The sequence below is a fragment of the Halomonas sp. BM-2019 genome (genome assembly GCF_017584085.1).
The window spans coordinates 3,596,119-3,618,877 of sequence record NZ_CP071922.1; the positions used below are offsets into that span (position 1 = coordinate 3,596,119).

General features: G+C 67.9%; 19 protein-coding genes and 2 pseudogenes. 9 read left to right on the top strand and 12 right to left on the bottom strand.

Annotation, left to right across the window (positions count from 1 at the left end):
* Window positions 1–180: pseudogene (locus J5F18_RS17815) on the top strand (fuconate dehydratase); the annotation flags it as partial.
* A gap of 26 nt (window positions 181–206) precedes the next feature.
* Entirely contained in the window at window positions 207–1,235 is a 1,029-nt protein-coding gene (locus J5F18_RS17820; RefSeq protein WP_346299872.1) for a 4-hydroxythreonine-4-phosphate dehydrogenase PdxA, read from the top strand.
* An 11-nt stretch (window positions 1,236–1,246) separates the two neighbouring features.
* Here J5F18_RS17820 and J5F18_RS17825 read toward each other — a convergent pair whose 3' ends face one another.
* Together J5F18_RS17825 and glcC are read right to left on the bottom strand one after the other, a co-directional pair.
* The gene (locus J5F18_RS17825) at window positions 1,247–1,900 is read right to left on the bottom strand and encodes a GntR family transcriptional regulator (RefSeq protein WP_346299873.1); all 654 of its coding nucleotides are present in this window, start codon (window positions 1,898–1,900) and stop codon (window positions 1,247–1,249) included.
* A gap of 136 nt (window positions 1,901–2,036) precedes the next feature.
* Window positions 2,037–2,816 (bottom strand): transcriptional regulator GlcC, encoded by a 780-nt coding sequence (gene glcC, locus J5F18_RS17830; protein ID WP_346299874.1) that lies wholly within the window; start codon window positions 2,814–2,816, stop codon window positions 2,037–2,039.
* 245 nt (window positions 2,817–3,061) lie between these two features.
* On the opposite strand from glcC, the gene glcD reads away from it, so the two are divergent.
* The 5 genes and pseudogenes from glcD to J5F18_RS17855 all read left to right on the top strand — a co-directional run bounded on the left by glcD (window position 3,062) and on the right by J5F18_RS17855 (window position 7,850).
* Complete coding sequence (glcD, locus tag J5F18_RS17835) at window positions 3,062–4,567, top strand: glycolate oxidase subunit GlcD (RefSeq protein ID WP_346299875.1); 1,506 nt, start codon at window positions 3,062–3,064, stop codon at window positions 4,565–4,567.
* 13 nt (window positions 4,568–4,580) lie between these two features.
* A pseudogene (gene glcE, locus J5F18_RS17840) lies at window positions 4,581–5,716 on the top strand (glycolate oxidase subunit GlcE).
* 21 nt (window positions 5,717–5,737) lie between these two features.
* A complete protein-coding gene (gene glcF / locus J5F18_RS17845; protein ID WP_346299876.1) occupies window positions 5,738–6,970 on the top strand; it encodes a glycolate oxidase subunit GlcF in 1,233 nt (410 codons plus the stop codon).
* 103 nt (window positions 6,971–7,073) lie between these two features.
* A complete protein-coding gene (locus tag J5F18_RS17850) occupies window positions 7,074–7,475 on the top strand; it encodes a heme-binding protein (protein ID WP_346299877.1) in 402 nt (133 codons plus the stop codon).
* Between the two features lie 120 nt (window positions 7,476–7,595).
* The gene (locus J5F18_RS17855) at window positions 7,596–7,850 is read left to right on the top strand and encodes a hypothetical protein (protein ID WP_346299878.1); all 255 of its coding nucleotides are present in this window, start codon (window positions 7,596–7,598) and stop codon (window positions 7,848–7,850) included.
* Window positions 7,851–7,874: 24 nt separating this feature from the next.
* On the opposite strand, the gene J5F18_RS17860 is transcribed toward J5F18_RS17855, so the two are convergent.
* The 9 genes from J5F18_RS17860 to J5F18_RS17900 all read right to left on the bottom strand — a co-directional run bounded on the left by J5F18_RS17860 (window position 7,875) and on the right by J5F18_RS17900 (window position 18,964).
* Window positions 7,875–8,399 (bottom strand): gamma carbonic anhydrase family protein, encoded by a 525-nt coding sequence (locus J5F18_RS17860; protein WP_346299879.1) that lies wholly within the window; start codon window positions 8,397–8,399, stop codon window positions 7,875–7,877.
* 31 nt (window positions 8,400–8,430) lie between these two features.
* Entirely contained in the window at window positions 8,431–9,465 is a 1,035-nt protein-coding gene (gene ltaE / locus J5F18_RS17865; RefSeq protein ID WP_346299880.1) for a low-specificity L-threonine aldolase, read from the bottom strand.
* Window positions 9,466–9,549: 84 nt separating this feature from the next.
* Window positions 9,550–12,567, bottom strand: coding sequence for an FAD-linked oxidase C-terminal domain-containing protein (locus J5F18_RS17870; protein ID WP_346299881.1), 3,018 nt, complete (start codon window positions 12,565–12,567; stop codon window positions 9,550–9,552).
* 10 nt (window positions 12,568–12,577) lie between these two features.
* Window positions 12,578–13,789 carry an aminotransferase class V-fold PLP-dependent enzyme gene (locus J5F18_RS17875; RefSeq protein ID WP_346299882.1) on the bottom strand — a complete coding sequence of 404 codons (1,212 nt, stop codon included), beginning with the start codon at window positions 13,787–13,789 and terminating at the stop codon, window positions 12,578–12,580.
* Window positions 13,790–13,848: 59 nt separating this feature from the next.
* A complete protein-coding gene (locus tag J5F18_RS17880; protein WP_346299883.1) occupies window positions 13,849–15,036 on the bottom strand; it encodes a CoA transferase in 1,188 nt (395 codons plus the stop codon).
* A 73-nt stretch (window positions 15,037–15,109) separates the two neighbouring features.
* The gene (locus tag J5F18_RS17885) at window positions 15,110–15,889 is read right to left on the bottom strand and encodes an enoyl-CoA hydratase (protein ID WP_346299884.1); all 780 of its coding nucleotides are present in this window, start codon (window positions 15,887–15,889) and stop codon (window positions 15,110–15,112) included.
* Window positions 15,890–16,033: 144 nt separating this feature from the next.
* Window positions 16,034–17,317, bottom strand: a complete 1,284-nt coding sequence (locus J5F18_RS17890) for a TRAP transporter large permease (protein WP_346299885.1) — start codon at window positions 17,315–17,317, stop codon at window positions 16,034–16,036.
* On the bottom strand, window positions 17,314–17,901 hold the full coding sequence (locus J5F18_RS17895; RefSeq protein WP_346299886.1) for a TRAP transporter small permease: 588 nt from the start codon (window positions 17,899–17,901) through the stop codon (window positions 17,314–17,316). Before J5F18_RS17895 ends, J5F18_RS17890 begins: the two co-directional genes overlap by 4 nt.
* An 88-nt stretch (window positions 17,902–17,989) precedes the next feature.
* A complete protein-coding gene (locus J5F18_RS17900; RefSeq protein ID WP_346299887.1) occupies window positions 17,990–18,964 on the bottom strand; it encodes a TRAP transporter substrate-binding protein in 975 nt (324 codons plus the stop codon).
* A 371-nt stretch (window positions 18,965–19,335) separates the two neighbouring features.
* Here J5F18_RS17900 and J5F18_RS17905 point away from each other — a divergent pair, with 371 nt between their 5' ends.
* The gene (locus J5F18_RS17905; RefSeq protein WP_346299888.1) at window positions 19,336–20,004 is read left to right on the top strand and encodes a GntR family transcriptional regulator; all 669 of its coding nucleotides are present in this window, start codon (window positions 19,336–19,338) and stop codon (window positions 20,002–20,004) included.
* Between the two features lie 44 nt (window positions 20,005–20,048).
* Here J5F18_RS17905 and J5F18_RS17910 read toward each other — a convergent pair whose 3' ends face one another.
* Window positions 20,049–21,683: a BCCT family transporter gene (locus tag J5F18_RS17910; RefSeq protein ID WP_346299889.1), complete on the bottom strand. Its 1,635-nt coding sequence runs from the start codon at window positions 21,681–21,683 to the stop codon at window positions 20,049–20,051.
* Between the two features lie 102 nt (window positions 21,684–21,785).
* Between J5F18_RS17910 and J5F18_RS17915 the strand changes: the two genes are divergently transcribed.
* Window positions 21,786–22,709 carry a DMT family transporter gene (locus J5F18_RS17915; RefSeq protein WP_346299890.1) on the top strand — a complete coding sequence of 308 codons (924 nt, stop codon included), beginning with the start codon at window positions 21,786–21,788 and terminating at the stop codon, window positions 22,707–22,709.
* Window positions 22,710–22,759 lie beyond the last annotated feature (50 nt).

Sequence of the window (22,759 nt, forward strand, 5' to 3'; positions counted from 1 at the left end):
TCCCTGGAGGGGCGCATCCTCGAATACGTCGATCACCTCCACGAGCACTTCGAGCACCCCGTGGTGATTCGCAACGGGCGCTACCAGGTGCCGACCGCACCGGGCTACAGCATCACCCTCTACCCCGAGTCGCTGTCGCGCCACCGCTACCCGGATGGCGCCGCCTGGCAGGACGCCTGACCTTATCCTCGGAGGAGAACCGCAAGATGACCCAAGCAAGACCCTGTGTGGCCCTGACCCTGGGCGACCCGGCGGGCATCGGCCCCGAGCTGGTCGCCAGGCTGCTGGCCGACCGCGAGGCCGTGGCCCAGGCCGACGTGGTGGTGGTGGGCGATCCCTGGCTATGGCAGGAGGGCCAGCGCGTCGCCGGCACGCGCCTCGCGTTGCCCGAGATCGCGGCCTGGGACCAGGCCCGCGGGCAGGCCGGCCCCGTACTGCTGCCGCTGGAGAGCATCCAGCGCGAAGCCGTCGAATACGGTCGGGTCGACGCCGCCTGCGGCGCCTCGGTGCTGAAGGTCCTGGCCCACTGCCTGGACGCCGCCCGCGACGGCCGGATCGATGCCATCTGCTTCGCCCCGCTCAACAAGCTGGCGATGAAGCAGGGCGGGCTGCGCCACGAGGACGAGCTGCACTTCTTCGCCGAGTACCTGGCGGTTCGAGGCGACGTCTGCGAGTTCAACACCCTCGGCCAGCTCTGGACCTCGCGCATCTCCTCCCATGTGCCGCTCAGTGAGGCCGCCTCCTTCGTCACTCCGGAGCGCATCCTCAGCGCCACCCGGCTGATCCATGACGCCCTGGGGGCGGCGGGGGTGGCCACCCCCCGTATCGCGGTGGCGGCACTCACTCCCCACGCCGGCGAGGGGGGCACCTGCGGCCGCGAGGAGATCGATATCATCGCTCCCGCGGTAAAAGCCTGCCAGGACGCTGGCTACCCGGCCCAGGGCCCCTTCCCCGCCGACACCCTCTTTCGCCGCGCCCGCGACGGCGAGTTCGACGGCATCGTGACCATGTACCACGACCAGGGGCAGATCGCCCTGAAGCTGCTGGGCTTCGAGCGGGGGGTCACCGTGCAGGGCGGCCTGCCGATCCCCATCACCACCCCCGCCCACGGCACCGCCTTCGATATCGCCGGCCAGGGCAAGGCCAGCGCCGAAGCCATGCGCCACGCCTTCGCCATCGCCTGCCGGATGGGGGCTCACCATGCCCGGCAGCGAGGCGCCAACGTCGCCGGCTGAGGGGTGCCCTCCTACTCCGCCATCTCCTCGAGGGCCGAGACCTCGACCTTGTCGCGGAGGTGGCGACGCAGGACCTGGCCCAGGGCCGCGCCGTCGCGCGCCCGGAGGGCCTCGACCATGGCCTCGTGATCACCGATGGCCTTCGACCAGTAGTCCTTGCTCAGCTCGGCGGTGAAGCGCACCCGGCGCACCCGCTGGTTGAGACTCTTGTAGACGTCGATGAGTACGTCGTTCTGGGAGGCCACCACGATGGCCTCGTGGATCTGCTGATTGGCCAGCAGATACTCCTGCATGTTGCCGTTCTTGTAGTGCGTCAGCATCTGGTGATGGAGCGCCTCGATGTTGGCCAGCTCCGCCTCGGTGATGCGCTCCCCGGCCAGTTCGCCGGCCAGGGCCTCGAGGCTCTGCATCACCTCGAAGGTGTTCTTGAGCGCCGCCCTGGTCAACTTGGCGACCCGTGCGCCGCGATTGGGCAACAGTTCGACGAAGCCTTCGAAGGCCAGCACCTTGAGGGCCTCTCTGAGGGGGGTCCGGGACACCCCGAACTGCTCACAGAGCTGTTTTTCGGGCACACGGCTACCGGGTGCCAGCGTCCCCTCGATGATCATGTCGCGAATTCGCTCGGCGACCTCACCATGCAAGGTACTCTGCCTGATCTTATCCATGAGGAATCATCCCGCCTTGTGCAAGGTGCGATTCGACAACCATCAATCGACGATCGTGCCATGCAATGGAACCGCTGAATCCTAATTATGAATTCAAAAGGTAATGCGGTCAACCCGCCCCTTCCAGGCACCGGACTCACTCCCACTCCTCCAGCCGCATGGCCGAGCGCTCAAGGCGCTCGTTCTCGGCATCGATCTCCCTGAGCAGCTCGCCGATGCTGGAGAGATGCTCCAGGGCCACGCGTCGGGCCAGCGCGGGCTTGCCCTGCACCACGGCATCATGCAGCCGAGCGTGCTGACGGTTGATCATCTCGCGGGGGCCGGGCCGATGGTAGAGGTGCTTCACCGAGGCGAACACCGAGTTGAGCAGCAGGTCGGTGAGGCTCTGCAGGGTGTGCACCAGCACCGGATTGTGGGAGGCCTGGGAGACCGCCAGGTGGAAGGCATGATCCAGACGCGCCAGCCGCTCCACATCGATCGGCTCGGCCGAGGCCGCGTAGTCGGCCAGCTCCCGGTAGCGTCGGGTGATCAGCACGCGATCCGCGGGGGTGCCGCGACTGGCGGCCAGCCGGGCGGATTCCCCCTCCAGCAGGGCCCGCACCTCGAGCAGGTCGAACAGGGTCCGGGGATGGTCACGGAAGAGGTGCATCAACGGGCTCTGCTCCCGGGCCGGCAGCAGCGCCGCCACCATGGAGCCACGCCCATGGCGGGTCTCGATGATGCCCTTGCTGCGCAGGATACGCAGCCCCTCGCGCAGCGAGGCGCGGGAGACGTTCAGACGGTCGCAGAGCCGCCGCTCCGATGGCAGCAGCTGGCCGGGACGGAAGACGCCATCCAGGATCAGCTGCTCCAGCCGGGCGGCCACCCCTTCCGGCGTTCGCCGCCCCGTCGGGATCTCGTCGCTCCAGCTAGCCATGGCGTTCCTCCGGAATTCTCGAACAGTACTGGCAAGCTCATCCACTCCTGTTTTACCCTGCAGGGGGGTGGTTGGAAATCTTTTCCATACTATCGATGAATTACTGGTCTGACCACTACACCACAGGCTGGACAGACGCCGACCAAGGGCCCAGATTGATCCCACCAGGTCCCGTCGAGGCGTCGGCCCGACGACCATGGCACCAACCACTCCGTTTCTGCGAGACGTGCCCCAGGGGAGTCACCATGAACACCCTCTTCGATGAACGACTCGATGGCGAGGTAATCAAACGCGATCCCGCCGAGGTGCTGGCCGACCTCCAACAAGCCTTGCCCGGTATGACCCTGCTGCATCGCGAGGAGGACCTGCGTCCCTTCGAGTGCGACGGTCTCTCCGCCTATCGCGCCCTGCCCATGCTGGTCGCCCTGCCCGAGACCCTCGAGCAGGTCGAGACCCTGCTCAAGCGCTGCCACGCGCTGAGCGTGCCGGTGGTGACCCGCGGCGCCGGTACCGGCCTCTCCGGCGGCGCCCTGCCGCTTACGCACGGCGTGCTGCTGGTGCTGTCGCGCTTCCACCGCATCCTCGAAATCGACCCCGACGCGCGCACCGCCCGGGTCCAGCCCGGCGTGCGCAACCTGGCCATCTCCGAGGCGGCGGCCCCCTACGGGCTCTACTACGCGCCGGACCCCTCCTCACAGATCGCCTGCTCCATCGGCGGCAACGTAGCGGAGAACGCCGGCGGCGTGCACTGCCTGAAGTACGGGCTCACCGTGCACAACGTGATCAAGGTCGAGGTGCTGACCATCGAGGGCGAGCGCATGACCCTGGGCTCCGACGCCCTGGACGCGCCCGGCTTCGACCTGCTGGCGCTGTTCAACGGCTCCGAGGGCATGCTCGGGGTGGTCACCGAAGTGACCGTCAAGCTGCTGCCCAAGCCCGAATCGGCCAAGGTGTTGATGGCGAGCTTCGACGACATCGAGAAGGCCGGCAACGCCGTAGGGGCCATCATCGCCGCGGGGATCATTCCCGGGGGGCTGGAGATGATGGACAACCTGGCGATTCGCGCCGCCGAGGACTTCATCGGCGCCGGCTACCCGGTGGAGGCCGAGGCGATCCTGCTCTGCGAGCTGGATGGCGTGGAGGCCGACGTGGACGACGACTGCGAGACGGTGCGCCGCGTACTGGAACAGGCCGGGGCCACCGGCATCCAGCAGGCCCGCGACGAGGCCGAACGCGCGCTGTTCTGGGCCGGGCGCAAGAACGCCTTTCCGGCGGTGGGCCGCATGTCGCCGGACTACTACTGCATGGACGGCACCATTCCCCGCCGCGAGCTGGCCAGGGTGCTCAAGGGCATCGGCGACCTGGGCGAGGAGTACGGCCTGCGCGTGGCCAACGTCTTCCACGCCGGCGACGGCAACATGCACCCGCTGATCCTCTTCGATGCCAACCAGCCCGGCGAATTCGAGCGCGCCGAGGAGCTCGGCGGGCGCATCCTCGAGCTGTGCGTCGAGGTGGGCGGCACCATCACCGGCGAGCACGGGGTGGGCCGCGAGAAGATCCACCAGATGTGCGTGCAGTTCAGCCCCGGGGAGCTCGCCACCTTCCGTGCCGCCAAGCGCGCCTTCGATCCCAGCGAGCTGCTCAACCCGGGCAAGAACATCCCGACGCCGGCCCGCTGCTCCGAGTTCCGCCTGACCAAGAGCGCCGGCGACGCCCCCGCCCCGACCCAGGCCCCAGAGAGCCACGGCTGAGAGACAGGACGACATGGCGACCACTCACGATACCCCCCAACACGACATCCCGAGCCACGACGCCAGCGAGGCGCTGGCCGAGCGCATCCGTCGTGCCGAGGCCGAGGGCACGCCCCTGCGCATCGTCGGCGGCGATACCAAGGCCTTCTATGGTCGTAAAGTTCAGGGCCGCCCGGTCGACGGCGAGACGCTCTCGACCGGCGAGCACCGCGGCATCACCGAGTACGACCCGGTGGAGCTGATCGTCTCGGTGCGCACCGGCACGCCGCTTCGCGAGCTGGAGGCCGTCCTGGCCGCCCAGGGGCAGATGCTGCCCTGCGAGCCGCCCCACTTCGGCGAGAACGCCAGCGTGGGCGGCATGATCGCCACCGGCCTCTCCGGCCCCCGCCGCCCATGGGCCGGCAGCGTGCGCGACTTCGTGCTGGGCACGCGGGTCATCACCCGCCAGGGCAGCGAGCAGCGCTTCGGCGGCCAGGTGATGAAGAACGTGGCGGGCTACGATCTCTCGCGCCTGATGGTGGGCGCCCAGGGCACCCTGGGGCTGCTGACCGAGGTCTCCATGAAGGTGCTGCCGCTGCCCGGCGCCAGCCGCAGCCTGCACCTGGACAGGACATGCCGCTCGCCGAGGCCCTGGAGAAGCTCGTCGAGTGGGGGCGCCAGCCACTGCCCATCACCGCCGCGGCCTGGCTCGACGGCGCCCTGCACCTGCGCCTGGAGGGTGGCCCGAGCTCGGTGGCCGCCACCGCCGAGCGAATGGGCGGCGACGAGCTCAAGCCGGAATTCTGGGAGGCCCTGCGCGAACAGCGCCTGGCGTTCTTCTCCGCCGAGGACCCCCGCGCCCTGTGGCGCCTCTCGCTGCCCCACCATACCCCGGTGCTCGAGCTGCCCGGGGTGGTCGAGACCGACGTGCTCTACGACTGGGCCGGCGCCCAGCGCTGGGTGCGCAGCGACCTCGACGCCGCCACCCTGCGCGAGGTGGTCACCCGGGCCGGCGGCCACGCCAGCTGCTGGCGCGGCCCCAGGGGGCAGCCGGTGGAGTCCCCCTTCACCCCGCTCGCCCCGGTGCTCGAGAAGTACCACCGCAACCTCAAGGCCGAGCTGGACCCCAAGGGGATCTTCAACCCGGGCCGGCTCTACGCGGCATTCTGAGACTCACGGGAATTCGCCACGATGCAGACGCATTTTACCGAGGAAGACCTCAAGAAACCGCATATCCGCGAGGCGGACCGGGTGCTGCGCACCTGCGTGCACTGCGGCTTCTGCAACGCCACCTGCCCCACCTACCAGCTGCTCGGCGACGAGCGCGACGGTCCCCGGGGGCGCATCTACCTGATGAAGGAGATGCTCGAGAGCCCTGAGGACAGCGACAAGGTGACCGAGGAGACCCGGCTGCACCTGGACCGCTGCCTGACCTGCCGCAACTGCGAGACCACCTGCCCCTCCGGGGTCGAGTACCACAAGCTGCTCGACATCGGCCGCGCCGAGATCGAGAGACGGGTGCCGCGCAAGCCGGCCGAGCGCGTCCAGCGCTATGCGCTGCGCAAGATGCTGGTGGACCCCAAGCGCTTCCAGGCGCTGCTGAGGCTCGGCCAGACCTTCCGGCCGCTGGTGCCGGGTGCGCTCAGGGACAAGCTGCCGCCGGCGCCCATCGACGCCGGCACTCGACCCGAAGGCAAGCGCCACGCCCGCCAGATGCTGATCCTGGAGGGCTGCGTGCAGCCGGGGCTCTCGCCCAACACCAACGCCGCCACCGCCCGAGTGCTGGATCGCCTCGGCATCGGCCTGACCCCGGTGGCGGAGGCCGGCTGCTGCGGCGCCATCGACTTCCACCTGAACGCCCACGACGAGGGCCGCGCCCGGGCGCGGGCCAATATCGACGCCTGGTGGCCCCATCTTGAGGCGGGCGCCGAAGCCATCGTGCAGACAGCCAGCGGCTGCGGCGCCTTCGTCAAGGAGTACGTCGACATCCTCAAGGATGACCCGGCCTACGCCGAGAAGGCCGCCCGGGTCAGCGAGCTGGCCAGGGACCTGGTGGAGGTGCTGCGCGACGAGCCTCTCGACGCGCTGAGCCTCCAGCAGAGCCGCAAGCTCGCCTTCCACTGCCCCTGCACCCTGCAGCACGCCCAGCAGCTCGGCGGCGCCGTGGAGGCCGTGCTGACCCGGCTGGGCTTCTCGCTGACCCCGGTGGCCGATGCCCACCTCTGCTGCGGCTCGGCGGGCACCTACTCCATCACCCAGCCCGAGCTCTCGAAGCAGCTGCGCGACAACAAGCTCGACAACCTCGAGGCCGGCAAGCCCGAGGTGATCGTGACGGCCAATATCGGCTGCCAGACGCACCTGGCCGGCGCAAACCGCACCCCGGTGCGCCACTGGATCGAGATCGTCGACGAGGCGCTGGCCTGACCGGCGCCACAGGAATTGCGCCGGGGCGCGGAGCGCGTCCCGGTCACCGAGCACCCAGGTGCCAAGACCGATAACTCACAACTACCGATCGAAGGAGAGTGACATGCAGACCAAACCCGTACTGAGCCTGAGCGAGATCAACGCCATCCTCGAGGCCGCCCAGCAGGAGGCCGAGGCCAACGGCTGGGTGGTGACCATCGCCGTGGCCGACGACGGCGGTCATCCCCTCGGCCTGCGTCGCCTCGACGGCGCCGCCCCGATGTCTTCCTATGTGGCCACGGAGAAGGCCCGCAGCGCCGCCGTGGGCCGCAAGGAGACCAAGGTGTTCGAGGAGATGATCAACGGCGGCCGCAGCGCCTTCCTCTCCGCACCCCTCGAGGGCCTGCTCGAGGGCGGCGTGCCGGTGATCGTCGACGGCCAGGTGATCGGCGCCGTGGGCGTCTCCGGCGTCAAGTCCGACCAGGACGCCCAGATCGCCAAGGCCGGCATCGCGGCCATCGGCTGAACACGGCCACGGGCGAGGAGGGGCCTCGAGCACTACACTGAGAGGGGCGGACTCCCGGTGAGTTCGTCAGGTGCGGCTCCGGGTCGCGCTTCCCCCCGACAGTTATCGCGAGGCACCGAGATGATCAAGAAATCCCTCATCGCCCTGGCCGCCCTGCTGTTCTCGGCATCGGCCTGGGCCTATACCTGCCCAGCACTGATGGGCGAGATCGACGAGGCCCTGCAGGATGAGGCCAGAGTCGCCGAACTCGACGAGGCCACCCTCGAGGCGGTCCACGACCTGCGAGCCCGTGGCGAGGAGGCCCATGTAGCGGGTGACCATGACGAGTCGGTGGCCCTGCTGGAAGAGGCCAAGGAACGGCTCGGCCTCATCTAGCCTCCCCGGGGTGCGGGCGTCTTCTCAGCCGATGCGTGTCAGTCGGCTCGCGTGCAGCCGCCCGCGCTCCACATAGCCCGCCGCGTTCTTCTTGAGCCCCTCGATCGCCTCCGGGGAGAGCTCTCGCAGCACCTTGGCCGGGGCGCCAACGATCAGCGAATTGGGCGGGAACTCCGCCCCCTCCTTGACCACGGCACCGGCCGCCACCAGGCAGTTCTCGCCGATCACCGCGCCGTTGAGGATCACCGCCTGGATGCCCACCAGACTGCCGTCGCCGATGGTGCAGCCGTGCAGCATCGCCTGATGGCCCACGGTCACCCCCTTGCCCACTCGGAGCGGGAAGCCGGGGTCGGCGTGGAGCACCGCCCCGTCCTGGATATTGCTGTGCTCGCCCACCTCCAGGTGGTCGGTATCGCCGCGCAGCACCGCCTGGTACCAGACGCTGGCGCCGGCCTTGAGGGTCACCTGGCCGATCACGTCGGCGGTCTCGGCCACATAGACATCGTCCTGGATCTCGGGACGGTGCTCTCCATACTGATAGATCGCCATATCGCGATTCTCCTTGTAGCGTGGGAGGGGGTCAGCCTGCCGCGGTCGTCAGGTCGCTGCCGGCCCGGCTGACGTAGTCGTTCACCGTCGCCACCACCCGGTCGATGGCCACGGCACTGACGTCGAGGTGGGTCACCCAGCGGGTCACCGGCCCCACCGCGGCCAGGATGCCCTGCGACGCGAGATGCGCCTGGAGCGCCCCGCAGTGGGCCTCGGGGAAGGCGGTGAACACCATGTTGGTATCGCAGGCGCGCACCTCGACACCGGGTATCGTCCCGAGCCCCTCCGCCAGGCGCCGCGCGTTGTCGTGGTCCTCGGCCAGGCGCGCCACATGGTGCTCGAAGGCGTGGTGGCAGGCCGCGGCCAGAAGCCCCGCCTGACGCATGCCGCCGCCCAGGGTCTTGCGCCAGCGCCGCGCCCGGGCGATGAAATCGGCCTCGCCCAGCAGCAGCGAACCCACCGGCGCGCCGAGCCCCTTGGAGAAGCAGAGCGACACCGAATCGAAGCCCTCGCAGAGCTCGGCCAGGGTCAGCCCCGTGGCCACCGAGGCGTTGAAGAGCCGCGCCCCGTCCAGGTGGGTGGCCAGGCCCTGGGCATGGGCCTGGGCGGTGGCGGCCAGGGCGTAGTCGGCGGGCAGTACCCGGCCGCGGAAGGTGTTCTCCAGCGCCAGCAGCCGCGAGCGGGCGTGGTGGATGTCGTCACCCTTCACCGCGGCGCGCAGGGCGTCGAGGGGCAGGCTGCCGTCCTCGGCGTGGAGCAGCGGCTGCACCGTGACGCTGCCGAGCGCCGCCGCCCCGCCCCCCTCGTCGCGGAAGATGTGGGAGTAGTGCCCGGCAATTACCTCCTCGCCCCGCTGGCAGTGGGTCAGCAGCGCGCAGAGGTTGCTTTGGGTCCCGGAGGGGAAGAACAGCCCGGAGGCCTTGCCGGCGCTGTCGGCCACGGCCTGCTCGAAGGCGTTGATGCTGGGATCGTCGCCCCAGACGTCGTCACCCACCTCGGCGCGGGCCATGGCCTCGCGCATGGCCGCGGTGGGCCGGGTCACGGTATCACTGCGCAGATCGATCATCGAAGCGTCTCGCCTCCTCGTCGCTGGGCTGCCTCTGCCACCATGATGGGGGCTCGTGGCCGCGCATGCCAGCGGCAGTCCAGGTCATGCCAGCGCCCGTTCCAGCAGCCGCGCCACGTGGATCGCCTCGCGCCCGCTGCCGTCGCGGATCTGGTGGCGGCAGCTGGTGCCGTCGGCCACCAGCACGGCGTCGGCGTCCGCCTCGCGGATTGCCGGCAGCAGCGAGAGCTCGGCCATCTTCAGCGACGCCTCGTAGTGCTCCGCCTCGTAGCCGAAGCTGCCCGCCATGCCGCAGCAGGAGGACTCGATGGTCTCCACCGCAAGCTCCGGAATCCAGCCCAGCACCTGCTCCACCGGGCGCAGGGCGTCGAAGGCCTTCTGGTGGCAGTGGCCGTGCAGCAGGGCGCGCCCCGGCAGCGGCTTGAGCGCCAGCGACAGCTCGCCGGCCTCCCGAGCCTTGACCAGGAACTCCTCGAAGAGGAACGCCGCCTCGGCGAGCGCCCGGGCCTCGTCGCCGAAGCCGTACTGCAGGAACTCGTCGCGCAGGGAGAGCAGGCAGGAGGGCTCGAGGCCGACGATGGCCACGCCGCGCTTAACGAAGGGCATCAGCGCCTCCAGGGAGCGCTTCGCCTCCGCCTTCGCCTTGTCGAACTGGCCCGAGGAGAGGTAGGTGCGCCCGCAGCAGAGCGGCCGCTCCCCCGGCTTGACGTTGAGGTGGACCCGGTAGCTGGCCGCCTCCAGCACCCGCTTGGCGGCCCGGGCGTTGTCGCTCTCCATGTAGTTGTTGAAGGTGTCGACGAAGAGCACCACCTCGCGGGTGGCCTGGTCCGAAGAGGCCGGGGCAGACGGGGACGCCGAGGCGTGCGACTCCTTGAGGAAGTCGCCGGTGAAGGCCGGGAAGCGGCGCTCGGGGGCCAGGCCCAGCGCCTTCTTGAGGGGCCGTGCCACGGCGTCGACGCGCTCCACGGCGCCCAGCAGCCCGGCGAACCGCTTCGCCCAGGGCGCATAGCGCGGCATCTCGCCGACCAGGCGGTCGCGCAGGGCGAGCCCCTTGACCCTGGCGCGGGCGGCCCGGGCCTCGATCTTGAACTTGGCCATGTCCACCCCGGTGGGGCAGTCGCGCTTGCACCCCTTGCAGGAGACGCATAGGTCCAGCGCCTCCTTGACCTCATCGCCGGCCAGCCCCGCCTCGCCCAGTTGGCCCGAGAGCACCAGGCGCAGGGTGTTGGCCCGCCCCCGGGTGAGATGCTGCTCGTCCTTGGTGATACGGTAGCTGGGGCACATGGTGTCGGCGTCGAACTTCCGGCAGTGGCCGTTGTTGTTGCACATCTCCACCGCCATGGCCAGGCCGTGGGTGACATCGCCGGCACTGCCGGGCGCGCCCTGCTCGCCGGTCAGCGGGTCGCGGGTGACGTTCCACGCCGACCAGTCGAAGAGCGGCGTGAGCGGGATGCGCTGGTAGTGCGTGGGAAAGCGGAAGTAGGCCTCGTCGTCCATCTTCGGGGTATCGACGATCTTGCCGGGGTTGAGCAGGTTCTCCGGGTCGAAGGCCCCCTTCACCGAGCGGAAGGCGTCGTTGAGAGTCTCGCCGAACTGCCAGGCCACCCACTCGCCGCGACACAAGCCGTCGCCGTGCTCGCCGGAGTAGGCCCCCTTGTACTCGCGCACAAGCTGGGATGCCTGCTCGGCGATCTCGCGCATCTTGTTGGCGCCGTCGCGGCGCATGTCGAGGATCGGCCGCACGTGCAGGGTGCCGACGCTGGCGTGGGCATACCAGGTGCCCTCGGTGCCGTAGCGGTGGAACACCTCGGTGAGCTTGTCGGTGTACTCCGCCAGGTGCTCAAGGGGCACCGCGCAGTCCTCGATGAAGGAGACCGGCTTGCCGTCCCCCTTCATGCTCATCATGATGTTGAGCCCTGCCTTGCGCACGTTCCACAGCGCCTTCTGCTCGGCGGCCTCGGGCATCTCCACCACGCTATCGGGCAGGCCGAGGTCGGCCATCAGCTCGGTGAGGCGCGCCAGCGAGGCGAGCTGGGCCTCGCGCTCCTCGCCGGCGAACTCCACCAGCAGCACCGCCTGGGGCTGGCCGATCAGCGCCTTCTCGATCACCGGGCGGAAGGCCGGGTTCTGAAGCGACAGATCGATCATGGTGCGGTCGACCAGCTCCACCGCCGTGGGGTCGAGTTTGACGATGTGCTGGGCGAAGTCCATCGCCTGGTAGAAGGTGGGGAAGTTCACCACCCCCAGCACCTTGTGCTCGGGCAGCGGCGAGAGGCGCAGCTTGATGCGCCGGCTCACCCCCAGGGTGCCCTCCGAACCGACCAGCAGATGGGCCAGGTTGATGCGGCCCTCGGGATCATAGGGTAGGGGGTTCTGGCAGTCGAAGAGGTCCAGGTTGTAGCCGCCGACCCGACGCAGCACCTTGGGGAAGTGTTCGCGGATCTCCGGGGCGACGCCGTCGGCGATGGCCTTCACCCGGTCCGCCAGCGCCCGCACCGGGCCGCTCTCCGGCAGCTCATCGAGAAAGCCGAAGTGCCCCTCGCTGCCGTCGGCGAGCCAGGCGTCGACCCCCAGCACGTTGTGGACCATGTTGCCGTAGCGGATCGAGCGCGAGCCGCAGGAGTTGTTACCGGTCATGCCGCCCAGGGTGCACTGGGCGCTGGTGGAGACATCCACCGGGTACCAGAGCCCGTGGGGCTTGAGCCAGGCGTTGAGGTGGTCGAGCACGATGCCGGGCTCCACCACCACGGTGCGCGACTCGGCGTCGAGCTCCACCACCTGGTCGAGCCAGCGGGTGGTGTCGATCACCAGCGCCTCTCCCACCGTCTGGCCGCACTGGCTGGTACCGGCCCCGCGGGCCAGGATCGGCACCCGGGCATCACGGGCAATCTCGAGGGCCGTAGTCAAGTCCTGCTGGTGACGCGGGATCACCACCCCCACCGGGGTCACCTGGTAGATGGAGGCGTCGGTAGAGTAGCGGCCTCGCGAGGCCTGGTCGAACAGCACCTCGCCTTCCAGCTCCCGGGCCAGGCGGGTGGCCAGCTCGGTCACCGGCTTGATCCGGGCATCCGCGGATGGAGTCTTTCCCGTCAAGGACGTCATCTTTCTCTCCTCAGCGGTTCGCGCCCTGGAGCGGGTGAGCGGCGAAGTAATCCAGCGCCGCGGCCAGGCCGCTCCCCTCGAGCGGCACGCCGGCGAGTTTCATGCCCGCTTCACAGCCGCCCAGGGTGGCGATCAGGGTCAGGTCGTTGCAGTCGCCCAGGTGGCCGATGCGGAACATCTTGCCCTTGGCCTTGCCAAGCCCCATCCCCAGGGACAGGTCGAAGCGCTCGTAGATGATCCTGCGCACCTCGTCGGCGTCGATGCCTTCCGGCACCACCACCCCGGTGAGCACCGGCGAGTAGACGGCCGGATCCAGGCACTGCACCTCGAGCCCCCAGGCCTCCACCGCGGTGCGCACCCCGGCGGCCCAGCGCTGGTGGCGGGCGAAGACGTGGTCCAGCCCCTCCTCCATCAGCATGTCCAGCGCCTCGTTGAGGCCGTAGAGCAGGTTGGTATTGGGGGTGTAGGGCCAGTAGCCGTTCTGGTTGGCCTCGAGGATCTCGTCCCAGGCCCAGAAGCTCTTGGGCATGCGCGACGCACGGCTCGCCTCGATGGCCTTCTCGGAGAGGGCATTGAAGCTGATGCCCGGTGGCAGCATCAGCCCCTTCTGGGAGCCGGAGATGGTTACGTCGACGCCCCACTCGTCGTGGCGATAGTCGGCGCTGGCGAGGCCCGAGATGGTGTCCACCAGCAGCAGCGCCGGGTGGCCGGCGGCATCCATGGCGCGGCGCACCGCGGCGATGTCGCTGGTGACCCCGGTGGAGGTCTCGTTGTGCACCACGCAGACCGCTTGGATCTCATGGGCACTGTCCTCGCGCAGGCGCGCCTCGATCATGTCCGCCTGGACCCCCTGGCGCCACCCCTCGTAGCCCGGCAGGCCCAGGAACTCGGGCTCGAGCTGCAGGCGGCGCGCCATCTTGTGCCACAGGGTGGCGAAGTGGCCGGTCTCGAACATCAGCACCTTGTCGCCGGGCGAGAGGGTGTTGGAAAGCGCCGCCTCCCAGGCCCCGGTGCCCGAGGCGGGATAGACCACCACCGGCCCTTCGGTCTTGAAGACCTTCTTGAGCTTGGCGAGCAGCTCGAGGCCCAGGGCGCCGAACTCCGGCCCACGGTGGTCAATGGTGGGCAGGCTTATGGCGCGCAGAATGCGGTCCGGCACCGGCGACGGACCGGGAATCTGCAGGAAATGGCGGCCGGACGGGTGGAAATCGAGCTTCAGCATGGGGATCACTCCGTTGTTCGTCTTGTCATGGATCGCGAGGCGCGGCGGGGGCGGAGCGGTTACTTGATGCAGCCCTCGGCACGCAGGGTGGTCAGTTCATCGGGGGTCAGTCCCAGCTCACCCAACACCTCGTCGGTGTGCTGGCCGAACAGCGGCGCCGGTGCACGGATCTGCGAGGGCGTCTGGGAGAACTTGCTGGGAAAGCCGATGGTCTTCATCTTGCCGATCACCGGATGCTCCATCTCCTGGACCATACCGCGCGCCAGGTAGTGCTCATCGGCCATCGCCTGGGCGAAGTCGTTGATGGGGCCGGCGGGCACCCCGGCCTGGTCGCAGAGCGTCAGCCATTCGTTCACATCCCGCTCGGCCATCAGCGACTCCAGCAGCGCCTCAAGCTCCTCCACATGCTGGCCGCGGTCGGAGTTGGTCAGGAAGCGCGGGTCCTCCATCAGCTCCGGGCGCTCGAGCACATCGTCGCAGAAGCGCTGCCAGGTGCGCTGGTTGGCGCAGCCCAGCATCAGGTAACCGTCACGAGCCTTGATCGCCTGGTAGGGTGCCGAGACGCGATGCCGCCAGCCGGTGGGTTCGGGCAGCTTGCCCTCGGCGAAGTAGGCCGCGGCCTCCCAGGTGAACCAGGGCAGGCCACACTCGGCGATGGCGATGTCGATATACTGCCCTTCGCCGGTGGCCATCTTGTGGATGTAGGCGGCCAGGATGGAGTAGACGGCAGTGATGCCCGCGCCGATGTCGTAGACGGCGATGCCGGTCTTGAGGGGCCGGCGCCCCTTCTCGCCGGTCATCGACATCAGCCCGGTCATGCCCTGGGCTACCAGGTCGAAGCCCCCCTTGTGGCTGGAGGGGCCGGTCTGGCCGTAGCCGGAGATCGAGCAGTAGATGATCCCCGGGTTGATCGCCTTGATGGTGTCGTAGTCGATCTGCAATGACTCGGTGACCCCGGTGCGATAGTTCTCGACGATCACGTCGGCGTCGCGGGCCAGCCGGTAGAAGATCTCCCGCGCCCGCTGCTCCTTGAGGTTGAGCGAGATGCTCTTCTTGTTGCGGTTGATCTGCGCGAAACAGGTCGACTCCTCGTTGACGTAGGGGCCCATCTGACGGCTGTCATCGCCGCCGTTGACCTTCTCCACCTTGATCACCTCGGCCCCCATGTCGCCCAGTACCATGGTGCAGTAGGGGCCGGCCATGATCTGCGAGACGTCCAGGACCTTGAGTTTTTCCAGGGGAAGCATGGGCTTCACCTCGCTTGTCGTTGTAGTGTCACGTTGTGGTGTCATGCCGGCCTGGACCAGCCTGGTGACCGGCTCAGCGGCCGGTCCACTCGAAGGGTGTCTTGTAAAGGAACTTGTTCACCGCCGCCTTGAAGTCGTCGCTCATGTAGCAGGTGGTGACCCAATCGTCGCTGGCGTCCCGCGCGAGGCGGCGATGCTCCAGCACCCGCCCCACCAGCGCCTTGCTGGCCTTGAGGGTGAGCGGAGCCCGCTGCCCCAGCTGCTCGGCCACCCCGGCCACCTCGTCGTAGATCCGGTCGGGGGGGAAGATGGCGTTGACCAGCCCGGCCTCGCTCGCCTGGTCGGCATCGAAGAGGGTGCCGAGCATCAGCGCCTCCTTGGTGCGGGCGACGCCCAGCATGTCGATCAGCCGCGAGACATTGGTGATGGAGAGGGTGTTGCCCAGGGTGCGGGCGATCGGCACGCCGAACTTCAGGCTCGGCGTGGCATAGCGAAAGTCGCAGACTAGGGCCAGGGCCGCCCCGCCGCCCACGCAGGCGCCCTCCAGCAGCGCGATGGTGGGCTTGTCCAGCGCCTCCAGCTTGCCGACCACCCGATCGATGCGCTGCTCATAGCCGATGGCGTCTTCGGGCTTGCTGAAGTGCTCGAACTGGCCGATATCGGTGCCGGCCACGAAGGCCTCGCCACCGACCCCGTGCAGCACCACCGCGTGGAGGGCGTCGTCCGTGGCGATCCGGTCGCAGTGCGCCGAGAGGGCGTCGTACATCTCCCAGGTCATGGCGTTGCGGCTCTCGGGGCGGTTGAAGCCGAGCCAGGCCACGCCGTCGCGCGCTTCAAACAGCAGGGTGTTCATCATCGTCTCCTCGCCCTGGTCCCGTTATCCGTCAGGATAGCGTCCAGCGGCCCTTAAATGAATAATGAATTCATTTTATCCGACTGTCGTTTCCCAGGCTCACCCGGAGCGGCCCGGCGAACCCGCGTCCGCCGGGCCCAGCCCCTAGCGGTAGAAGAACTCCACCAGCCCCATCGGGATGACGGGGATGTAGGTCACCATGAGCAGGATGACGAGCAGCACTGTGATGAAGCCGAGGTTGGATCGCGTCACCGACCACACATCCGACTTGGCGATCGAGCAGGCCGTGATCAGCACGCTCGCCACCGGCGGGGTCTGCTGGCCGATGGCCAGGTTGAGACACACCACCAGGCCGAAGTGGACCGGATCGATCCCGGCCGCGCCGACCAGCGGCATGACGATGGGCACCACCAGGATGATCGCCGCCGCCGAGTGCAGGAAGAGCCCGATAAACAGGAAGAAAACGTTCAGCATCATCAGGATGAGGTACTTGTTATCCGTGAGGCTGAGCACCGCCTGCGCCAGCTGCTGGGGCATTCGCATCTCGGTCAGGAAGACGCCGATCAGGGCCGAGGCCGCCACCAGCAGCATCACCACGGCGGTCTGCTGGCCCCCATCGATGATCGCTTTGTATAGGGAGCGCAGGTCCAGCTCACGGTAGATCACGGCGCTGATGAAGATCGCCGCCGCCACCGCCAGACCCGCCCCTTCGGTGGCGGTCACGAAGCCGCCGAAGATGGAGCCGAGGATAATGATCGGCAGGGTCACGGCCCAGCCGGCGTCCTTGGCGGTCTCCTTGACCCGCTTGAACTGGAACACCTCCTCCACCGGCCAGTTGTACTTGCGGGCATAGTAGTAGCAAAGCGCCGCCAGACCGCCGGCCCCCAGCAGCCCGGGCACGATGCCGGCGACGAACAGCTGGACGATGGAGGCGCCGGACATGACGCCATACAGGATCATCGGGATGGACGGCGGAATGATGATCGCCAGGGACGCCGACGAGGAGGTAATGGCCGCGGCGAAGGGCGCCGGGTAGCCACGCTTCTTCATGGCCGGAATCAGCACCGATCCGGTGGCGGCCACGTCGGCCACCGCGGAGCCGGAGATCTCGGCGAAGAACAGCGACACGCCGACATTGATCATCGCCAGGCCACCGCGAATGAACCCGAACAGCGCCGAGGCGAAGGCGATCAGCCGCTTGGAGATGCCACCGGTGTTCATGATGGCCCCGGCCAGCACGAACATCGGGATGGCCAGCAGCGGGAAGCTGCTCGCCCCCTCGAACATCGTCAGCCCGATGTTGGGCAGCATTTCCAGGCCCTGGTGGACCACGATAGCCACCGTCGCCACGGTTGCCAGGGCCACCGCGATGGGCAACCCCATCAGGATCAGCCCCAGCAGGCCGATTATCATGAAGGGCAATGTCATGGCTGATCCCTCTTGGTCAGAGCATCCGCGGTGAAGCCGGCCCGCGCATTGTCACGCTCGGCCTCGGCGATGGCGTGGGCGATCTCCTCCTCCTCCTGGGTGAGGCCGGAGCGCACCCTGGCCAGGTGACCCGGCATGCTGAGCAGCTGGGCGATGATGAACAGCCCCGCCCCGATGGGAATGACCGACTGGGTGAAGGTAAGCGGCACCCAGCGCAGGGTGATCAACGCCATGCCCTGCATGACATTCAGGACCACCAGGCCGGCCCAGCCAAGCACCAGGAAGAAGGCGATGAACAGCGCCTCGGTGAGATAGGCGACTGGCATGCGAATACGCACCGGCATGGCGGCCAGCACGCCGTCGACGCCGATATGGCCCCGCTTCAGCGCCGCCAGGGCCCCGGCGTAGTAGGTCAGCCACACCAGCATGATGGCGGCCACCTCGTCGTACCAGGAGGGGGTTCGCCAGGCATAGCGGGTGACCACCGCATAGAGCACCACCAGCGTCAGCGAGACCATCAACACCACCGTAATGATCTCGAGCAGACGCTGCATGATGCGGGAAATGTTATTCACGGTACCCATGGCTCTCGACTCGCTCAGGGAAGGGAGAGGACCTCCACGCCCTCTCGGGCGTGGAGGCAGGGGAACTTGCACGGCTGTAGGAAGGGGATCAGGACCCCTCGCCGAGCGCCAGTATCCTGTCGATCAGCTCCTGGGAGCCGGGCACCTCGTTGGCAAAGGCCTCGTAGATGGAAGCCGAGGCCTCGATAAAGACCGAGGTATCGACCTCGTTCACCTCGGTTCTCGCCTGGCGAATCACCTCGATCAGGTCCTCGTCGAGTTGGGCGGCGTGCTCATAGACGAAGGCCTGGGTCTCCTGGGCCGCTTCGAGGATGATCTCCTGGACCTCCTCGGGCAGGTTGTTGAAGCGACGGCCGGCGGTGAGATAGGCCGGCGTATAGACGTGGCCGGTCAGGGAGAGGTAGTTCTGCACCTCCTGGAAGCGCTGGCCGACGATCTGCGCCAGGGGGTTCTCCTGGCCATCCATGACGCCCGTCTGCAGGGCCATGAATACCTCGGAGAGGGACATCGGCGAGGGCTCGGCACCCCACTCCTCGAACATGCGCACGCGCCAGACCCCTTGGGGCACCCGCAGCTTGATACCACGCAGGTCTTCCGGCGCGTTGATGGCACGCCGGTTGTTGGTGATATGGCGGAAGCCGTTCTCCCACACGGCCAGGATGCGGTAGCCGTTCTGTTCCGCCAGCGGCGCCAGGTGAGGCCAGACGATCTCCTCCTCGACCCGCTTCATGTGCTCACGATCCTGGATCAGGTACGGCAGCTCGAACAGCCCGAACTCGTCGGACACCGAGGACATGATGGTGGAGGGCAGGGCCAGGTCGACGGTGCCCAGGCGCATGCGCTGAAGCAGCTCCGAGTCGGTGCCTAGCTGGCTGGAGCCGAAGACCACGACCTCGTAGGGCTCGGGCAGACGCTCGTTGACGAGCTCGGCGAAGTGGTCGGCGGTATCGGTGAACAGCGAGTCGGGCCCGCCGACATGGCCGAAGGTGATCTCGCGGGCCTGAAGGGGAGCCGAGACGAGGGCGACGGCGGCGGCGACCGCCGTGAGACGAAGCAGATGCATGGCGCTTTCCTCTTGTGCTCTTGTTGTCGTGTTGCCGCATCGGCGCAATAATGAATTATATATATGTTATGCGCACGATATTGAAGCTAGCCCCCTCTTCCGGAGGTGTCAAGGTGCGAAGGGCCTGCGTTGGTCTCGAGCCCCCCGGCCAGGCCGGCGGCCTTGATGCCGGCATACCGGATGCGCATTGCCACTCCCGGGATATTGAATGCATAGTGAGTTTATGCAGAATCACAACGCTCCCTGGCTGGCTTGCGGGAGGATGACAAGCGCGCCGCGGCTCGGGCGGGATGAGATCAGGCCGGGGGCCCGAGCCGACATCGGACACGCGACCGGCTCGCGCCGTTCACCGCACAGGGAGGAGAATGAAGATGGGCAAGATCCAGCAACGCAACCTCTACCGGGAGGTCGCCGACCGGGTCCGCGACATGATCGAACAGGGAGAGCTCGCCTCGGGCGAGCGCATTCCCGAACGCGAGCTGTGCGAGGCCTTCGGCGTCTCCCGCACACCCCTGCGCGAGGCCCTCATGGTCCTCGCGTCGGAGGGCCTGGTGGAACTGCCGCCCAACCGTGGTGCCCGGGTCAAGCAGCTGACCTACAAGATGGTCAAGGACACCTACGACCTGATGGCAGCCCTGGAGGGCTTGGCCGGCGAGTTGGCCTGTCAATACATCGAGGATGAGGAGATCGAGCGGATCGCGGCGCTCCACGAGCAGATGCTGGTGCACTATCGCAATCGCGAGTTGGCGGAGTATTTCCAGATCAATCAGCGCATCCACGAGAGCCTGCTCAACGCCTCGGGCAACGAGGTGCTGCTGGAGATGTACAACAACCTGAGCCAGCGGGTGAAGCGCGTGCGCTACTCCAAGCAGATGACCCAGGCCTTCTGGCGCCAGGCGGTGGAGGACCACGAGACGATGATCACGGCCCTCGAGCAGCGCGACGGCAAGCGTCTCGGCCAGATCCTTCGCGACCACCTGTGCAACAAGCTGGAGGTGGCCTCCATGGACGAGGTGATCGTCGACCGCCAGCGCGCCTGATCAGCGGGCAGGGGCCCGGCCTGGCGCTGGCGGTCGCTCCCAGGCTAACGGCGTTTCAGCTCCCCGTTCAGCGCCTTGATGATGCTGTAGCACATCAGCAGCATCACGATGGAGAACGGAATCGCCGTCGCCGTCACCCCGGCCTGGAGCGCCGAGAGTCCGCCGCCGATCAGCAGCACGATGGCGATGAGCCCCTCGATGGTCGCCCAGAACATCCGCTGGACCCTGGGTGCATCGATCTTGCCACCGGCGGTGATGGTATCGATCACCAGGGAACCGGAATCCGACGAGGTGACGAAGAAGACCAGCGCCAGCACGATGGCGATGGTCGCCATCAGCCCGGTCAGCGGCAGCTCGTTGAGCATGCCGAACAGCGACAGCTCGGGGCTGTAGCTGTCTATCACGTACTCCTTGACCAGGCTGGTCTCGGGGCTGGCGTAGAGCTGGTCGAGGGCGGTGGCACCGAAGACCCCCATCCAGATGAAGATGAACAGGCTGGGAATGATCAGCACGCAGCTCACGAACTCGCGCACCGTCCGCCCGCGGGAGACCCGGGCGATGAACATGCCGACAAAGGGCGCCCAGCTGACCCACCAGGCCCAGTAAAACACCGTCCATGCCTGGCGGTAGGCGTCGTCATCGCGCCCGACGGGCATCGACAGCGGCACGACCTCCTTCACATAGGTCACCATGCCCGTCCAGAAACCGCTCAGGGCCACCAGGGTCGGGCCGGCCAGGAGCACGAAGAAGAAGAACAGCACGGCGACGATCATGTTGAGCTCGGAGAGCCGCTTCACGCCCCCCTCGAGGCCGCGCCATACCGAGACCAACGCCACCGCCGTCACCAGCAGGATGATCACGACCTGGAAGTTGGTGCTGACCTCCAGGCCGAAGACGAAGTTCATGCCGGCGTTGGCCTGCTGGGCGCCGAGGCCCAGCGACGTCGCCAGGCCGAAGAGGGTGGAGAAGACCGCCAGGATATCGATCACATGCCCCCACCAGCCCCAGACCCGGTCCCCCAGAATCGGGAAGAACGCCGAGCGAATGGAGAAGGGCAGCCCCTTGTTGTAGGTGAAGAGCGCCAGCGCCAGCGCCATCACCGCATAGACGGCCCAGCCGTGGATCCCCCAGTGAAGATAGGTGCCGGCAAGCCCCATCGCCGTGGCATCGGCAATGGCCTCAGGGACGAGCTCGCCGTCGGCGTCGAACGGCGAGGCGACCCCCAGCGGCAGGGAGACGTTGGCGTGGTAGACCGGCTCCAGCACCCCGAAGAACAGCAACCCGATGCCGATACCGGCCGCAAACAGCATGGCAAACCAGGAGAGATAGCCGTAGTCCGGGGTGGCGTCGGGGCCGCCGAGCCTGACCTTGCCGTAGGGCGACACCACCATCACCACGCAGAACAGGATGAAGACGTTCACCACGCTGATGAAGTACCAGTCGAGGGTACCGGTCGCGAAGCCGACCATGGCCTGGAACAGGGCCCCTGCCCGCTCCGGAAACAGCAGGGTCAGGACGATGAACACCAGCGAGGCCAGCGCCGAGACGACGAAGACGCGGTTGTGGATATCGAAGCCGAAGGGGCCCAGCTGCCCCTCGATGTTGTCCTGGCCGACGACATAGTCGGTCTCCATGTCGCTGCCAGCGGCATGGGCTGACGGATCGCTCGGTTCGCTCATGGCAGACCTCCTCGGGTGGGATGTCGGTCCTCATCAGCTTACCATTGCCCCTCTCCTAGCCTCCGGCATCGAGAGGCGACGTTTCAACGTACCGAGGACACCATGCCGCTGGTCTACTTCCTGCCGCCGCTGGGCGCCGTGCTGATCTGGTCGGGCAACATGACCATCAACCAGCTGACCGTGGGTGCCATCGCGCCCTCCAGCATCGCCTTCCTGCGCTGGGTGCTGGCGCTGGCCGTGCTCACCCCCTTCCTGGCCCCGGCGGCCTGGAAGCACCGCGCGACGATTCGCCGCGAGTGGCCCCGGCTCGCCGTGCTGGGCCTGCTCGGCATGGGGCTCTGGCAGGGGCTCGCCTACGTGGCCGCCGAGACCACCAGCGCCACCAACATGGGCATCCTGGCCGCCATGGTGCCGCTGCTCACGGTGCTGCTCAGCGCCCTGATCCTGCGCGAGGCGCCCAGCCTCGGCGGCGTGGCCGGCGGGGTGCTGGCGCTGGTGGGCGTCGCCATCCTGCTGGGCCGTGGCAACCCGCTCTCGCTGCTGGAACTGACGGTGGCCAAGGGCGACCTGCTGATGGTGGTGGCCGCCACCTGCTACGCCCTCTACGGGGTGATGCTCAAGCGCTGGCCGATCGACCTGCCGCCCTGGATCCTGCTCTACGCCCAGGTGATCTTCGCCGTGCTCTTCCTGCTCCCCCCCTGGCTGTTGGGCCCCATGACGCCGGTGGACGCCGGCAACGTCGGCCTGATCCTGTATGCCGGCATCCCCGCTTCGATCATCACCACCTACCTGTGGATGCTGGCGATCCGCCGGATCGGCGCCAGCCAGGCGAGCATCTTCATCAACCTGATGCCGCTGTTCAGCGCCATCATCGCCATGGCCGCCCTCGGCGAGCGGATCGCGCTCTTCCACTTCGTCGGCGGCGCCCTGGTGCTTTGCGGGGTGATCATGGCCCAGACGCTGACCCGGCCGCTGGCGCGACCGCGCCCCGCGACGGCACAGAACGGCCCGGATCGCACATGCTAGACTCGAGGTCCGTCCCCTGACCGACCGCCTCTGACCGATAAAAGGATGCG

Bases quoted from the DNA above. Each gene is read 5' to 3' on its own strand.
- J5F18_RS17820 (WP_346299872.1), top strand. From the start codon at position 207: ATGACCCAAGCAAGACCCTGTGTGGCCCTGACCCTGGGCGACCCGGCG.
- J5F18_RS17825 (WP_346299873.1), bottom strand. From the start codon at position 1,900: ATGGATAAGATCAGGCAGAGTACCTTGCATGGTGAGGTCGCCGAGCGA.
- glcC (WP_346299874.1), bottom strand. From the start codon at position 2,816: ATGGCTAGCTGGAGCGACGAGATCCCGACGGGGCGGCGAACGCCGGAA.
- glcD (WP_346299875.1), top strand. From the start codon at position 3,062: ATGAACACCCTCTTCGATGAACGACTCGATGGCGAGGTAATCAAACGC.
- glcF (WP_346299876.1), top strand. From the start codon at position 5,738: ATGCAGACGCATTTTACCGAGGAAGACCTCAAGAAACCGCATATCCGC.
- J5F18_RS17850 (WP_346299877.1), top strand. From the start codon at position 7,074: ATGCAGACCAAACCCGTACTGAGCCTGAGCGAGATCAACGCCATCCTC.
- J5F18_RS17855 (WP_346299878.1), top strand. From the start codon at position 7,596: ATGATCAAGAAATCCCTCATCGCCCTGGCCGCCCTGCTGTTCTCGGCA.
- J5F18_RS17860 (WP_346299879.1), bottom strand. From the start codon at position 8,399: ATGGCGATCTATCAGTATGGAGAGCACCGTCCCGAGATCCAGGACGAT.
- ltaE (WP_346299880.1), bottom strand. From the start codon at position 9,465: ATGATCGATCTGCGCAGTGATACCGTGACCCGGCCCACCGCGGCCATG.
- J5F18_RS17870 (WP_346299881.1), bottom strand. From the start codon at position 12,567: ATGACGTCCTTGACGGGAAAGACTCCATCCGCGGATGCCCGGATCAAG.
- J5F18_RS17875 (WP_346299882.1), bottom strand. From the start codon at position 13,789: ATGCTGAAGCTCGATTTCCACCCGTCCGGCCGCCATTTCCTGCAGATT.
- J5F18_RS17880 (WP_346299883.1), bottom strand. From the start codon at position 15,036: ATGCTTCCCCTGGAAAAACTCAAGGTCCTGGACGTCTCGCAGATCATG.
- J5F18_RS17885 (WP_346299884.1), bottom strand. From the start codon at position 15,889: ATGAACACCCTGCTGTTTGAAGCGCGCGACGGCGTGGCCTGGCTCGGC.
- J5F18_RS17890 (WP_346299885.1), bottom strand. From the start codon at position 17,317: ATGACATTGCCCTTCATGATAATCGGCCTGCTGGGGCTGATCCTGATG.
- J5F18_RS17895 (WP_346299886.1), bottom strand. From the start codon at position 17,901: ATGGGTACCGTGAATAACATTTCCCGCATCATGCAGCGTCTGCTCGAG.
- J5F18_RS17900 (WP_346299887.1), bottom strand. From the start codon at position 18,964: ATGCATCTGCTTCGTCTCACGGCGGTCGCCGCCGCCGTCGCCCTCGTC.
- J5F18_RS17905 (WP_346299888.1), top strand. From the start codon at position 19,336: ATGGGCAAGATCCAGCAACGCAACCTCTACCGGGAGGTCGCCGACCGG.
- J5F18_RS17910 (WP_346299889.1), bottom strand. From the start codon at position 21,683: ATGAGCGAACCGAGCGATCCGTCAGCCCATGCCGCTGGCAGCGACATG.
- J5F18_RS17915 (WP_346299890.1), top strand. From the start codon at position 21,786: ATGCCGCTGGTCTACTTCCTGCCGCCGCTGGGCGCCGTGCTGATCTGG.